This window comes from Photobacterium phosphoreum (assembly GCF_002954725.1).
Classification (GTDB): Bacteria; Pseudomonadota; Gammaproteobacteria; order Enterobacterales; family Vibrionaceae; genus Photobacterium; species Photobacterium phosphoreum.
Genome location: NZ_MSCQ01000001.1, coordinates 1,595,658 through 1,611,425, shown reverse-complemented (window position 1 = coordinate 1,611,425; position 15,768 = coordinate 1,595,658). Strand labels below are relative to the sequence as shown.

The following is a 15,768-nucleotide window of genomic DNA, read 5'->3' as shown; positions in this document are numbered from 1 at the left end:
CAAATATCAGCACTGATGTACATTGCGTCGTCTTTATTTTTTTAGGCTGACAAATGAATTATACCGAATTTGATAGTTACATACGTAAATGGATTTTCACTCATGCTTCAATGCCTGTTACTGAAGCAGATTTAGTTCAAATAAAACCATTTACTCAAGCTCGTTCGGCGCAATTGTGGTGTGAACATGTGAGTAACCAAAGTTCAGATGCTGATCATTTTGAAAAAGGTGACTGGGCGTTTGATAAGAAAATTTGGTCAGAAGCGATGGATTGGCAGCAAGCTTGGGACGGTGATGAACCTGAGCTTCCAGCAGAGTTGTTAGCTAATATAAAGTGGGAAGACAATACCACTATTTTCTTCTGCTATGAAAAATACAATATCATTGAGACAAAATGGGGTGTATTTAAACGTAATTGGAAGAATTTTTTATTTTTTGATGACGGTCCATTACTGCTTGGACGTAAGCAGAATCAAGTGGTTTGGTTTCAATCAAATGGCACATTCCAATTAGCAACACGCTCGTAAGTTAATTTTAAATGCCGTATAAGACCTTACTTATACGGCATTTTTATTAAAATTAATTACATTCTATAATACATCCCTTTCCCGCCATTTTTGCTTGGTACATAGCAATGTCTGCTTGGCTTAAAATTTCGTCAATGGTTTGTTGTTTATGTGGATGAGCGTAATAGCAGCCAAGACTGGCATTAATCATTAAGTGACATTTATCAATAATAATTGGCTGTTGTAAGATGCTGAGTATACGTTCACAAGTCTGGATAACGTCGGCATGATTAGTCGCAGGATTAATGATGGCTATAAACTCATCACCGGCAAGGCGTGCAACCATATCGGTTTTTTTGACTGAATTACGTAATTTATTTGCTGTGATTTTTAGTACTCTGTCACCCATTTGATGACCGTAGTTATCGTTTATTCGTTTAAAGTTATCTAGATCAATAAACAGAACAGCAAATTTATGATGTGAGGCACGCTGAATACTAAGTTCATCCTTTAAACGGTTAGTAAGAGCGATTCTATTGGGGAGTTCTGTTAATGGATCATGTTGATTAATATGAACAAGGCGATCAATTTCTTTTATTGTAGTAAGATCGGTTGCAATAATTGAATATTGGATATTGTTATTTTTAGTATCAATGAATTTGTTTATTCTTACATATAAAGGAATGTCTTTTTTGTTCATAATATGCTGAATGTTAAATTCACCTTGCCATTGATGAGAGTTATTAAGTTCATGGGAAAGTGATGCTTTAATGTTTTTGTATGCTGAGGTGTTAATGAAATTTATTAATGGTTGATGAATAATATTTTCATATTTAACACCTATAAGTAAGCAGAAAGAAGGATTTACCCGAGTAATAGCTCCATTGTTGTCGATAATGATAATTATATCCTGACTATTGTTGAAAAGACTGGATGCTAATTGTTTTTGGTTTATGACAGCTTGTTTTTCTTGAGTAAGTATCGATGCTTCTAAAATTATTTTAGAATCTTTTTCTGCAATATCACGTATCATCATACAATAGTATTCAAACATACTTGTTATATCACCTGCATGAATGATTTTGTTGTTAGATATATTGTTACTTTCATTAATAACTTTGTTTAATTTATTTAATGGATTAATGAACCATTTATTAATTCGATTTATAACATAACAAAAAATAAAAAAAAGAGTAAAAACTAATAGACTACTTATTTTTACACTATGATTGTGAATCGCAGCTAACGTCTCTTTGCTGAAAAACTCTGTTGCGGTAAGTAATTGAATAATAAAGTAAATTAATACAAAAAAAACCAAAAGTTGAAGTGTGATATTTCTATATATTGAGTGGTTTGAAGAAAACCTTTTTAAGGTTACCATGTAAAATACCTTTAGACATTAATTACGATGGTGTAATAACAACACTAGCCATAATGTTTATTACACATTAATGATTTATTTTTAGTATAAGGATAGTTAAAAATAATATCATGGTATCAACGTGGTTGTGTATATCAAACTTATAAGTATTTCTTATTGATAAAACTATCATCACTGATAAAGTCTTACTTTTACCTGTTTGAGTTGTTCATGTTTGACATTAATTTTTTTATTGTAGATTGGCTTTTATTGATGTTATTTTCACTGGAGTGAACAGATTGTTGGTTCGTTATTAATGGTTGTTTTAATGGTACGGCACAGGCAATAAAAAACCGTGAACTTTGATTCGTTGTTGTAATTTTTATCGGTGATGATGATGATGATTCAAATAGACCCATTTGGAGTGGCGTTAGTTTATTATTGGCACTGTAAGCAACGCCTGATTTTAAGTAAATAAAACCAGAGAGATGCTGTTTAGGTGGGGTAAAACACCATGTGCTGTAAGAGCTCATGATTATATCGAGTAAAATCAGCTCACAATGACTTTTTATGGGACTCGTGTGTTGATGGTAATGACCAACCAATACTTTGGTTGTTGAATCACTGTCTTCAACTAAAGGAAGGTGTTGTTTATTAAAAAGCTGACTCTTTGGTTGACACATTTCACTGTTATTCGTTGTTGGTAAAGCAACCCATAATTGAAAAGACTCACTGATTGATTGCTGCGGTAATGTGGTTGATTTGTGAATCACACCTTGGCCACTGGTCATAATATGAATATCGCCACTTTTGATAATATGGTGCTGTGGTGTTGAATCATTATGCAAAATAGTACCAGTAAGAGGATAGCTAATCGCTTCTACGCCTGAATGACCATGAAAGTTTAAACTATGGTTCATTGAGGTCTTTGACGTAAAGTGCTCCCATAAAACAAATGGGTTGGTGGCGGCAAAATGTTGTTCATGGATAAATGAAGTCGTTGCGCCTTCTTTTATACCGTGACGAATATGGACAAGCTGTCTACTTTTTTGCATAAGCTATTTATTTCCATTTTTAAATGAAAGTAAAGCTATGGATTATGCTTAATGATTAAATCAAAGTCTGATCTCATCAAGATAATTATTAGTACATTTATTATCTAAAGCGTAGTCGTGATAAGGGCTTTTTGCTGATGAATAGTATGATTTTTGTGATTTTATTTCTAAGTACTGAGCCTTATTGAAGACCGACCTAAGCTGCTATATTAGCTAGCTTGTAATATAATAATGTAATCAGTTGGTTATATATTTTAATGAATAGTTTTTACAAGCGTCTTTATCCGTATCTAATTCATTTAAAAAATAAAGCAGGGTATCGTAATGACATTATCTCTAGGTGGTTTGTTTAAGCAGCAAGCGTTTATTAATGGTGAGTGGGTCAATGCCTATTCAGGCAAATTTTCTGTTGTTACTAATCCAGCCACAACCGAAGTCATCGGTAATGTGCCTTTGATGGGCGTTGAAGAAACACGCGTTGCGATAGAAAGTGCTGATAGAGCATATCGCCAATGGTCAAAAACGACCGCTAAATATAAAGCGACCGTCTTACGCCAATGGTATGAATTGATTATTGATCATACGGCAGAATTAGCAACAATTTTGACCTTAGAGCAAGGTAAGCCTCTCAATGAAGCTAAAGGTGAAATCACTTACGCTGCCAGTTTTATTGAATGGTATGCCGAAGAAGCTAAGCGTATGAATGGTGAAATTATTCCAAGTCATAAGGCGGATGCTCGTATTTTAGTTTCACGTCAACCTGTAGGTGTTGTGGCGGCTATTACCCCTTGGAATTTTCCAGCAGCAATGATTACCCGTAAATGTGGGCCTGCATTTGCCGCTGGTTGTGCGGTGGTGTTGAAACCGGCACCGGATACGCCTTTTACGGCATTAGCGTTTGCAGCATTAGCTCAAGAGGCAGGTATTCCTGATGGCTTATTTAATGTGGTAACCGGTGATGCGGTTAAGATCGGTGCAGAATTAACTGGTAATAAGAAGGTTAAAAAAATATCTTTTACGGGTTCAACGGCAATCGGTAAATTATTAATGGCACAAGCAGCAACCACGGTTAAAAAAGTGTCATTAGAGTTAGGTGGCAATGCACCGTTTATTATTTTTGATGATGCTGATATTGATCGTGCAATTGATGGTGTAATGATCGCTAAGTTTCGTAATGCTGGTCAAACTTGTGTCTGTGCCAATCGTATTTATGTCCATGATAATATTTATGAACAATTTATCACTCGGTTACATCATCAGGTGGCATTATTAAAAGTCGGTAATGGACTTGATACAGACGTTACTATGGGACCATTGATTAATCGAGCGGCCGTTGAAAAAGTTGAACGTCATATTCATGATGCCATGCTAAAAGGTGCTCGTTTAGTATTAGGTAGCCAGCAGACATCAAATGATTGTTTTATTCAGCCAACAATTATTCGTGATGTTCGAGATGATATGCTTGTTGCTTCGGAAGAAACCTTTGGTCCATTAGCGGCTATTTTTAGTTTTAGTGAAGACCAAGAAGTGATTGATCGAGCAAATAATACTGATTCAGGTTTAGCGGCTTATATTTATACGCAATCACTCTCTCGTGCCTTTAATGTGAGTGAAGCATTAGAGTATGGCATGGTCGGGGTTAATGAAGGGCTTATTTCGACTGAGTTGGCTCCCTTTGGTGGCGTTAAAGAATCAGGATTAGGCCGAGAAGGAGCACATCAAGGTTTAGAAGAGTATACCGAAATGAAATATACCCTCATGGGGGGGATTTAAGTGGCATTATCGTCGCTCATTTCATGCTGAAAAATAAAGTCCTTTAGAGGGCTTTATTTTTATAGTGTTATTTTTAGAGGTATGCCATACGTGATACGGCGGCTAATTGCTTGGTGGGGATTGTAATATTGAATTAGAAATTGTTTTGTTTATTTTCTAGGTAGAGTAAAGTGAAAGCATGCCATTAACCTTTAACATATTGTTAAAGTGAATCATGAACAATAGAAAACCAGTTGTCGTGGGAAACGGCAGCGCATGATTGCGTAACGACTGGAGAGGGAGAGTCAAATAATGTTACCTGCATTAACCTATCAAAGTAGTATTGATAATGTCGTACTATCATATTTAACCACATTATCCGACGCTGGATTTCAAGGTGATATTGAACAAAGTTATGCGAGTCGGTTAGCGGTTGCAACCGATAATAGTGTCTACCAACAGTTACCTCAAGCTGTCGTATTACCGCGTAATATTGATGATCTTATTCTTATTGGAAAAACAGGTTCTCATGCTGATTATCAAGGCGTTACATTTTCTCCTCGCGGTGGCGGTACGGGCACTAATGGTCAATCATTAACATCAGGAATTGTGGTTGATCTTTCCCGTTATTTAAATCAAATTTTAGAAGTAAATATTGCTGAAGGTTGGGTACGTGTTCAAAGTGGGGTGATTAAAGATCAACTTAATGATGCGTTACATGCTCACGGTTATTTTTTCTCTCCTGACCTTTCAACCAGTAATCGTGCCACTATTGGCGGTATGATTAATACTGATGCTTCAGGTCAAGGATCGTTAAAATATGGCAAAACCTCTGATCATGTTTTAGCGCTTACTGCCGTATTGGTTGATGGTTCAGTGCTTAATACTGAGCCTCTTACATCAATACAACTTGATACATTAGACAGCACTTCGTTGGTTGATAATGCATTGCAAACAACGGCTAAAATTTGCCGAGATAAGCGCCAACAAATACTGGATAAATTTCCACAACTGAATCGCTTTCTAACCGGTTATGACTTAAAAAATGTCTATGATGATCAACTCCAGCAATTTGATATTGCGCGGCTATTATGTGGCTCTGAGGGATCATTAGCGTTTATCGCTGAAGCCAAGTTGAATATCACGCCAATCCCTAAATCCCGCACATTAGTGAATATTAAATACGATAGTTTTGATTCAGCATTACGTAATGCACCAATGATGGTAGCTGCTCATGCATTATCTGTTGAAACTATCGATTCAAAAGTATTGAATTTAGCCAAAGAAGATATTGTTTGGAATACCGTTGAAGATTTATTAACCGACGTACCTGGCAAAACCATGTTAGGTATTAATATGGTTGAGTATGCCAGTAATGATATCGCGGATAATCAACAGCAAGTTGCGGTATTATGTCAGCGTCTCGATCAATTGATGGTTGAGCAACAGGCAGGAATTATTGGTTATCAAGTTTGTGATGATTTAGCCAGTATCCAAAAAATATACACCATGCGTAAAAAAGCAGTAGGTTTATTAGGGGCTGCAAAAGGCGCGAAAAAGCCGATCGCATTTGCAGAAGATACCTGTGTTCCTCCTGAGCATTTAGCTGATTTTATTGCTGAATTTAGGCAGTTATTGGACGAGAAAGCACTTAATTATGGCATGTTTGGTCATGTTGATGCTGGGGTATTGCATGTGCGTCCTGCATTGGATATGTGCGATCCTCAACAAGAATTGCTAATGAAAGAAGTGTCTGATCAGGTGGTTACATTAGTCGCTAAATATGGCGGTTTAATGTGGGGTGAGCATGGTAAAGGATTTCGATCTGAATATGGACCTGCATTTTTTGGTGACGAATTATTTACAGAATTACGTCGAATTAAAGCGGTGTTTGATCCCCACAATCGCATGAACCCAGGTAAAATTTGTACGCCACTGGGTAATAATAGTGAATTAGTGAAAGTTGATAGTGTGAAACGTGGTTTTTATGATCGTCAAATAGCGGTAACCACGCGTGATAGCTTTAAACAAGCCATGGAGTGTAACGGTAATGGTTTGTGTTTTAATTACGACACCAGTTCACCAATGTGCCCATCAATGAAGATTTCTGCTGATCGTCGTCATTCACCCAAAGGTCGAGCAGGATTAGTGCGAGAATGGTTAAGACAATTGGCGGAACAAGGGATCAATGCTGATGAACTTGAACAGCAATTATTAACCACATCACCGACCGTAAAACAGATTATTGAACGCTTGAAGAATACTTATGGGGCTAATCGTGATCAGTATGATTTTTCACACGAAGTGATGGAAGCGATGAATGGCTGTTTAGCCTGTAAAGCGTGTGCTAGCCAGTGTCCGATTAAAGTTGATGTGCCGAGTTTTCGTTCGCGGTTTATGAACATGTATTACAGCCGTTATCAGCGTCCAGCGAAAGACTATTTAGTGGCGTATGTTGAAAATGTTTTGCCATTAATGGTCAAGGCACCAGTGATCGTCAATAGCCTTATTCGCCCGCAGTGGTCGAAAACGTTAACCTTAAAAACCATTGGCTATGTTGATATGCCGCTATTATCGGTGCCAACGTTAGCAGAAAGCCTTGATGGTCATCATGCGTTGTGTTTTGACATGCAGTGGTTACAAGCGTTATCCGATCACGAACGTCAAAACTATGTTTTAATTGTTCAAGATCCGTTTACCAGTTTTTATGATGCACAGGTTGTACGTGATTTTATTCATTTAATTGAAAAGTTGGGTAAAAAACCGATTTTATTGCCATTTAAACCTAACGGTAAAGCACAACATGTGAAAGGATTTTTAAAAGCGTTTGCGAAAACAGCAACCTCAACCGCAGATTTTTTAAATCAATTAGCCGTGTTAAATATTCCAATGGTGGGCGTTGATCCGGCTTTAGTGCTGTGCTATCGCGATGAATATGCAGAAGTGTTGCAGCAACGGCGAGGAAAATTTACGGTGTTAACCGCCCATGAGTGGCTATTACCGTTATTACAACAGTTGCCTCAAAAACAACGGTTGAATGATAAACCGTGGTATTTATTTGCCCATTGTACTGAAAAAACTAAAATGCCGAATGCCGAAAAGCAGTGGGGGGCTATTTTTAGCCATTTTGGCGGGGTTATGGAGTCAGTACCTGTGGGTTGTTGTGGCATGGCCGGAACGTTTGGGCATGAAGCTGATAAGCTTGAAGCTTCTAAAAAAGTGTATAACTTGAGCTGGAAAACAAATATTGAGAAATATGATTCTGCGCGTTGTATGGCTACCGGATATTCATGCCGCAGCCAAGTTAAACGGCTAGAGCATATCCAATTTAAGCATCCCGTTCAGGCTTTGTTGCAGTTGGTGAATATATAAGAATATGTAATTGATGAGTAAAGTCAGTTATTCTCAATAAAAAAAGCGAGCTTAATCATAAGCTCGCTTTTCTATATAGACTCAATAAGCTTAGCTTACTGAACGGTATTCATTGTCAGGGCATAACCAGCGGTAAACAAGACCAGCAAGTGCTGCACCAATAAGCGGTGCGACCCAGAACATCCATAGCTGTGATGTTGCCCAATCACCTACGAATAATGCAGGACCAGTACTACGAGCAGGGTTAACTGACGTATTAGTTACTGGAATACTGATTAAGTGAATAAGCGTTAACGCAAGACCAATAGCAAGGCCTGCCATTTGTGGAGAAGAAAGCTTATGGGTTGCACCTAAAATTACGAATAAAAACATGAACGTCATTACGACTTCAGTAACAAATGAAGACAGTAGTGAATAATGACCAGGAGAATGGGCACCGTAACCGTTAGAAGCAAAACCATTAGCAAGATCAAAACCGGCATGACCACTTGCAATGATATATAAGATGCCAGCACCTGCGATACCACCAAGTACTTGTGATGCAATATAAGGAATAACGTCACCAGCAGGGAAACGACCGCCTGTCCATAAACCAACAGTAACTGCTGGGTTTAAATGACAACCAGAGATATGACCAATTGCGTATGCCATTGTCACAACCGTTAAACCAAATGCGAGTGCAACACCTAAAAAGCCAATACCTAAATTCGGGTATGCTGCAGCTAAGACCGCACTACCACAACCACCTAATACTAACCAAGCAGTGCCGATAAATTCAGCAACTAATTTTCTCATCATAAAGCTTATTTCCTTTTAAATTGCGATTCAGATTATAAATTAGAAAGTAATAATAACTTTGCTAATAGCTGAATGCTTATACCTAGTCGATTATTGAGAACAATATTACGTTAGGTGCTATCGTCATCGTCGTATGTGTCATTAATCAAACTGGTGTAGACGTTCCTAATTTGTGGCGCATATACTGAATTAAAAACGCTGTGCAAGCTAGCCTTGATCTACATTTTTAACCATAAATTATAATTCTAAAGAATAATTTATTATCATAGATAGTCGGTTTTAACTGAATTTTTACTTATAGATGATGGTAAGTTTAGCTATAAATAGGTATTTGTCAGATATATTTACCTTTATTTTGACAATTATCGTTAAAATGCAACGTTTTTATAAAATACTATTAACGTCGAAGTTGTACCGTTAATTATTAATATTATTAAGGTGAATATTTCTTTTCTCAATCACTTTCATCGAATAAATAGTTTTCTAATTGTTCAGATAGCCATTTTACGACTGTACCGCGACGAGATTCATTTTCAACAACCTCACCATATGATTGCCAATTCATGGCGCGATTATACTTAATGACCTGTAGCGTTCCTTCTCGCAGGTGCTGCTTAATTAATATCGCTGGTAAAGATGACCAGCCGGTTTGATCAAGTACCGCATCACGTAAATGCTCATAAAAAGATAAAGCAATATATTTCCCCGCTTTAGGTGTCACTATACGGAGACTTTCTTCATCAAAATACGCGACCGCAATTTCAGTATAGCGTTCGAGATCTGCGTTATTCACTTTTCTCAGTTGACTAAGAGGGTGATCTTTATGAGCAACAGACATCATGCGTATTTGGCCTAAGTCTGTTTGTTGTAATCGTGAAAAAATATGCGAATTGGGTAATAAGCCATAAGCAACATCGACTAAGTTTTGTGCCACCATCTCTTCTAATTCTTGGGTTGGGGCGCTATAAATAGAGACACTTGTTTGAGGAAATTGAGTACGAATTTGACGTAATAATTGACGCCATAGTGCTTCTGGTAATGAATCATCTCGTGCAATACGAATACTGGCTTCAACGCCTACATTATATTGTTCACAGCGAGTATGAATATCTCTCGCAATTAAGATGATACGCTCGAAATCATTAACCGTTGCTTCCCCGATAAGTGTTGGTGTAATGCGGTTACCACTGCGGTTTAAAAGCTCAACCCCTAAATGATCCTCCAATGCGCTTAATGATGCACTGACTGTGGTACGACTTTTTCCATGACGACGAGCAGCTTCGGCAATTGAGCCTGTTTTTATAGTTGATAGAAACATTTCAATTTGAGCTATTTTCATTGATAGAACCAATAGGTTGAATGTGAGAGTGAGGGTAAGCGCAATTGTGCTTTTAAGCGGCGATAAAATCGACGCTCAGTGATTATAGTATTAATAGAAGCGGCTGTATCATCTCATTAGATTCATAATTAAACAAAAAAACGACGAAAAATTTGTCGATTGAGGCCTATATGTCTAGTTCAATGCAACAAGAGCGCGGTTTACTCCTGTTGTCTACCGTGTCATCGTTTACTTTTGCTATTTTGGGGATTGTACTTGGATCACTAGTGGGTTCTTTAGTGATTATTTTTGATGGTGCATATTCTTTAGTAAGCTTGGCGTTAACTATGTTGTCTTTAGGGGCTGCGCATTATCTTCATAAACCTGAAATAAATAAAGATAGTTCGCAAGTTGCAATGATAGCACCTGCTGTTATTGCCATTAAAGGCTCAGTAATTGCTTTAATGTGTGTATGGTCATTTTATTCAGCCATTGAATCTATTTTAGCTGGTGGCCGTGATATCAATGCGGGAGTTGCTTTAGGCTTTGGTATGATCAGTGTTGTGGGTTGTTATGGCACATATCGTTATATCAAAATCAAAAGTCAAAATATTTCATCAGCATTAGCTGATGCCGAAGCAAAACAGTGGGTAATGGATACCGTTATCAGTGCCTCTGTATTAATGGGCTTCGTTGTCGCAAAAATTTTAATGATGACTCAATATGCACATTTAGCGGTTTATGCAGATCCAACAATGGTGATTTTAGCGTCTATCTATTTCATTATTGTTCCTGTAAAAATGGTACGCCAAGCAGCAAGTGAATTAATTGATATTTATAGTCATGCAGATCTTGTACATGCGCAACATGTTAAATAAAAATTAATGATATGAGAAAATGAAGGCCAACAAATAAATTGTTGGCCTTTTTTAATGAACTTAACGCCCAAGAAGTAAGGTGTTTTCAATTTCACGATAGTGTTGTGCAGTATTGATTAAAGAGGTCGCTGTTAAGCCTGGAACGCCATAGACTTCAACGGTAGTGTTATATTTTGTTTGAATTTTATCAACCAACAAATCAAAATCACCATCGCCAGAGAGTAAAATAATACGGTCGGCATCAGGTGCATGCTCTAGTATATCAATCGTGATACCAACATCCCAATCGCCTTTAGCCGAACCATCACAACGTTGAATGAAGGGTTTTAATTTAACCTCAAAACCAATGCCGCGTAAGATATTTTGAAATTGACGTTGTTTTTCATCGCCTTTATGAATGGCATAAGCATAAGCGGCAATTATTTCTCGCCCTTGTGATACTTCTGCCCAAAAAGCATTGTAATCAAAATTACAGTGATACTTTTCTTTGACGGTATAATAGATGTTTTGGACATCGACAAAAATAGCAACTTTTTCCACGAGAATCCTAAATAGTTTAATTAACCAGTCTGTTATGGTGGACAAACTGGTTAAATATTTCAACCATTATTCATTAAATAATAATATGGTCTTATTCAACCTATCATTTATTTGTTGTTGGTTGTTGGTTGGTAGTAGTAGTAGTTGATGGTTGATTAATATTACCACTACGTAATGTTTGTAATACTACTTCTTTCGGGCCATCAGCAACAATTTGGCCATGTTCCATTACGATCAATCGATCAACCACATCTAACATACCTGTTTTATGGGTGATAAGAATTAATGTTTCATCGTGTTTCATTTGGCGTAATTGCTGCTTAATATACATTTCTGAACGATTATCCATACTACTTGTTGGTTCATCCATGATGAGCACTGGCGGCTGACTTAGAAATGCACGTGCAATTGCAATTGCTTGACGTTGCCCACCAGAGAGAGCATATCCCCCTTCACCAATCTGTTTTTCTAAACCGGCGGTATCGTGTTGAGTAAATGCGGTTACCCCTGCACGTTCTGCTGCCAATAAAATTTCTTTATCGGTTGCTAAAGGACGACCAAGTATGATGTTATCGCGAATTGAACCAAAAAATAGCGTGATATCTTGTGGAACACAGCCAATATTTCGGCGAATATCGATATGATGAAGTTGATTGATATCAGTATCATCAATGCGAACAGAACCTTGTTGGGGTTGATATAAGCCCATTAGAATGCGTTCAATACTGGTTTTTCCTGAACCAATACGGCCGATAATTGCGACTTTTTCACCGGGATTAATTGTGAAGTTGATATTTTTTAATGCTGATTGAGTCGCATTAGGGTAGGCAAACGTGACGTTATCAAATTCGATTTTTCCACGAATAATCGGACGGTGAATATAACGTTTACCTTCTTCTTGCTCAAGTGGCATTGCCATTAATTGTTCAATAATGGTCATTGCTGACTTAGCTTGGTTATAGCGAGTTGATAGTAATGCCAGTTGTACCATTGGTCCAACTGCACGTCCACTTAACATGGTTGATGCAATTAATCCGCCCATGGTTAAGTCACCATTAGCAATTAAATAGACACCGACAACAATCATTGCGACTGAAACAAACTGTTGTAAGAACCCCGCAGTATTTTGCACTGAATCTGTTAAGCGGCGAGATTTTAGTCCCCAATTTGAAATATGAGTAACGGCTTCTTCCCAGCGATATTGAAACTGACTTTGGGCACCAAACATTTTGATGGTTTCTAAACCAGATAAGCTCTCTATTAAGTTGGCATGTTTTTGTGACGCTAAGCGAGAACCTTCTTCAATTGTACGACGCAATGGTCGTTGAATCAGATAGCTATAAATAACTAAAATTAATACTGCAATAAGTGGTACTAACGCTAAGGGACCAGCCATTACATAAATAATGAATAAGAAAAGCACTGCAAAAGGTAAATCGATTAATGATGAAACTGTCGCTGATGTGAAAAATTCCCGAATCGATTCAAATTCTTGTAAATGGCGTGCAAATGCACCAACAGAAGCCGGTTTTGCTTCCATTCTTATGCCCATCACTTTACTGTATATTTTAGCTGAAAGGAGTAGGTCTGATTTTTTACCCGCAAGATCAATGAAATAACTACGTAATATTTTTAAAACGAAGTCAAAAATAAAAATAATCGTAATACCTACGGCTAATACCCATAGCGAATCAAACGCAAGGTTAGGCACGATTTTATCGTACACTAAGCGTGTAAATAGTGGTGCGGCAATAGCGAACATATTAATTAAAATGGAAGCGATAAAGACATCACGATAAATACTACGCGATTCCCATAACGTGCTCCAAAACCAATGGCCATCCCTATTTTTTAAAATTTCAGGAGAACGTTCATCGTAACGAAAACGTTTTTTAACTAAGAATAAAGAGCCAGTATATTGAGCATTTAATTCATCAATCTTAATCCATTGTTCAGAACCACCGCTTTGTGGCAGAACAACCTCAGCTTCGCCTTTTTCTTTATCAATACTCAGAACAACACAAGCATCGCCCCCTTTGAGTAAGGCAATCACTGGCAGTAATAAAGGTGATAACTTATCGATGGCCAATTGAGATTGTTTGGCTTGAAGTCCTGCTTTTTCTGCTGCTCGAGGTAATAAATAGGGGGTAAGCAAACCATCAGTAAGTGGCAGATCTGCAATTAAAGCATCGGGTGAATTTGCTTGGCCGTAGAAACGGCTAATATAAGCAAGTGATTGAAGCAATGGATCTTTCATGTTATTTCCCATCAACTAACTGAGCGGTGACATAACCTTGGAAACCTTGAACTTTTAGCAACGTTAATTTTTGTTTTTGTTCAATAGTTTCGACGCGAGAAGCAATAGTCAATACTGAAAGGTTATTGGCACTGCGTGTTATTGATTCTAAAACATCTGTTTTTACTTGATCATCTAATTGTGATGTATAAGCAAAATCTAGTTTTACATAGCTAGGTCGTAATTTATTCAGGTAACCGGTTGAACTAAAATTGTGGCCATAATTATCAATACCGAATTGGAAGCCGTTTTGGCGAATGATCTCACAAAGTAAACGGGTGTTATTTATATTCTTGATAAAACAAATTTCCGGTAATTCAAATAAAATCTGTTGTTTCAATTGAGGGTTAGTCTGGAGTTTAGTGTTGAGCCAACGGATAAAACCAGTATCATTAATACTGCTTTGAGTAATATTGATCGCAACAGGAACTGTTTTTTTGTTTTGAGTTAATTTATTAAAAATTGTATCAATGATATAACAGTCAAATTTAGTACCTTCATTTAACTTTTCAATTGCAGACAAAAATTGACCAGCATTAAATCGTTGTTGGCCTTTTTTAATATAAGCAAACATTTCTTTGTGGATGACTTCATTATTGGTATTAATTGCTTTTTGAAAAGTGAAATGAATAAGATTATTGGCAATTGCTTCATCAACCAATGCTTTCCATTGTTGTTTTCCCATGGATGGAATTTGTTTTTTATCATCACTTTCTAATAAAGCAATGGGTTCTTTTACTTCTTGGCGTGCTTGATTTATTGCGTTGTCAGCATGAGCGAGTAGATCTGTTATTGTCATAGTGCTTGAACACATTACAATACCGACAGCAGCTTGAAGCGGTGCAATACCAAGTGGATCAGAGTTTAACTCGGATGTCATATATAGCATGGTACGACCTATATCAAGCAGGTCATCTTCAGCGACATTTGGTGCGATAAGCATAAATTCAGACTGGTTTAAGCGTGCGATAGTAATATTATCAGCGGAAAGTTCTTTTAAGCGTTCGGCCAGTTTTAGTACTAAGGGATCACCTAATTCATAACCGCCTTGTTGATAGTTATCTTCAATAGCATCAGATTTCAATAAAATGATACCGCCGGTCGGTTTATTGGTTAGCCATGACTTTAGTTTGGTCATTAAATAACTACGGTTAGCTAAGCCTGATACTGGATCTTGATAGGCACGAACTCGTAATGTATCTGCTTCTTGAGCTTGTTGTTCAAAGTGTTGCTGTAACTGAATATTCATTGTATTAAAAGCAGTAACAACATCAACTAACTCTTGAGTGTACGGTGTTGGTAGTGAGTCTGTAAAATGATTACGTGCCATTTCTTGAGCACTTTTTTGAATTTGTTTTAATGGTTTTAGCACTTTATTGAGTATAAGTGATAACACAATAGCAGTTAATAATAGACAAGTGAGAAAACCAAGTACAAGCTGAGTTGTTGCTTTCCATAATTGAATATATGCTGAAGCAGAACTACTGGTTACTGTAAGGTCAGCAAGTTGTAACCAGCCACTGGTTAATGTTCGAGTTTGAGTAATTGTTTCTATGTGAATTAAGGATGTAAACCAATTAGGAACATTCTTTATGCTGTGTGGGTATTGACGAGTGATTTCTTTTTTAGAATCCAATACCGACAGTTTTACTCGGCTGTAATAACCTGAATCAAAGGTAGCATTGATCACTGACTCGGCAGCAATAAAATCTTTTTCTTTTAGGTATGGCGATAATGCAAACCCAACTGAACTGACAACATTATTGAGTTCTGTTGATTGCTGTTCAATTAAATAGCTTTTAGTGGTATTAAATTGAATGGCAAATACGGCACTGGTCAGTAAAAATAATACGACGAGCATCCACAGTAGAAGTTGTCGGTAAAGAGTCATTG

The 15,768-nt window shown here is 37.2% G+C and carries 11 protein-coding genes; 4 read left to right on the top strand and 7 right to left on the bottom strand.

The window, feature by feature from the left end:
* The first annotated feature begins 53 nt into the window (after nt 1-53).
* Nucleotides 54-527 (top strand): DUF2947 domain-containing protein, encoded by a 474-nt coding sequence (locus BTO21_RS07005; RefSeq protein WP_045032166.1) that lies wholly within the window; start codon nt 54-56, stop codon nt 525-527.
* Nucleotides 528-579: 52 nt separating this feature from the next.
* Here BTO21_RS07005 and BTO21_RS07000 read toward each other — a convergent pair whose 3' ends face one another.
* Together BTO21_RS07000 and BTO21_RS06995 are read right to left on the bottom strand one after the other, a co-directional pair.
* Nucleotides 580-1,887 carry a GGDEF domain-containing protein gene (locus BTO21_RS07000; protein ID WP_105026744.1) on the bottom strand — a complete coding sequence of 436 codons (1,308 nt, stop codon included), beginning with the start codon at nt 1,885-1,887 and terminating at the stop codon, nt 580-582.
* A gap of 191 nt (nt 1,888-2,078) precedes the next feature.
* The gene (locus BTO21_RS06995) at nt 2,079-2,921 is read right to left on the bottom strand and encodes a pirin family protein (protein ID WP_045032164.1); all 843 of its coding nucleotides are present in this window, start codon (nt 2,919-2,921) and stop codon (nt 2,079-2,081) included.
* Between the two features lie 324 nt (nt 2,922-3,245).
* Here BTO21_RS06995 and BTO21_RS06990 point away from each other — a divergent pair, with 324 nt between their 5' ends.
* Nucleotides 3,246-4,694 (top strand): NAD-dependent succinate-semialdehyde dehydrogenase, encoded by a 1,449-nt coding sequence (locus tag BTO21_RS06990; RefSeq protein WP_045032163.1) that lies wholly within the window; start codon nt 3,246-3,248, stop codon nt 4,692-4,694.
* A 291-nt stretch (nt 4,695-4,985) separates the two neighbouring features.
* Nucleotides 4,986-8,045: a D-2-hydroxyglutarate dehydrogenase YdiJ gene (gene ydiJ / locus BTO21_RS06985; protein ID WP_045032161.1), complete on the top strand. Its 3,060-nt coding sequence runs from the start codon at nt 4,986-4,988 to the stop codon at nt 8,043-8,045.
* Between the two features lie 90 nt (nt 8,046-8,135).
* Here ydiJ and aqpZ read toward each other — a convergent pair whose 3' ends face one another.
* Together aqpZ and BTO21_RS06975 are read right to left on the bottom strand one after the other, a co-directional pair.
* Nucleotides 8,136-8,840: an aquaporin Z gene (aqpZ, locus tag BTO21_RS06980; protein WP_202907348.1), complete on the bottom strand. Its 705-nt coding sequence runs from the start codon at nt 8,838-8,840 to the stop codon at nt 8,136-8,138.
* Between the two features lie 457 nt (nt 8,841-9,297).
* Complete coding sequence (locus tag BTO21_RS06975; RefSeq protein WP_045032157.1) at nt 9,298-10,182, bottom strand: LysR family transcriptional regulator; 885 nt, start codon at nt 10,180-10,182, stop codon at nt 9,298-9,300.
* Nucleotides 10,183-10,352: 170 nt separating this feature from the next.
* Between BTO21_RS06975 and BTO21_RS06970 the strand changes: the two genes are divergently transcribed.
* A complete protein-coding gene (locus BTO21_RS06970; protein ID WP_045032156.1) occupies nt 10,353-11,039 on the top strand; it encodes a cation efflux transmembrane domain-containing protein in 687 nt (228 codons plus the stop codon).
* Nucleotides 11,040-11,099: 60 nt separating this feature from the next.
* Here the strand turns inward: BTO21_RS06970 and BTO21_RS06965 are convergent, their stop codons facing one another.
* The 3 genes from BTO21_RS06965 to BTO21_RS06955 all read right to left on the bottom strand — a co-directional run bounded on the left by BTO21_RS06965 (nt 11,100) and on the right by BTO21_RS06955 (nt 15,766).
* Complete coding sequence (locus BTO21_RS06965) at nt 11,100-11,579, bottom strand: LabA-like NYN domain-containing protein (protein WP_045032154.1); 480 nt, start codon at nt 11,577-11,579, stop codon at nt 11,100-11,102.
* Between the two features lie 103 nt (nt 11,580-11,682).
* Entirely contained in the window at nt 11,683-13,836 is a 2,154-nt protein-coding gene (locus BTO21_RS06960) for a type I secretion system permease/ATPase (protein WP_045032152.1), read from the bottom strand.
* A gap of 1 nt (nt 13,837) precedes the next feature.
* Nucleotides 13,838-15,766 carry a bifunctional diguanylate cyclase/phosphodiesterase gene (locus tag BTO21_RS06955; protein ID WP_105026743.1) on the bottom strand — a complete coding sequence of 643 codons (1,929 nt, stop codon included), beginning with the start codon at nt 15,764-15,766 and terminating at the stop codon, nt 13,838-13,840.
* Between the last annotated feature and the right edge of the window lie 2 nt (nt 15,767-15,768).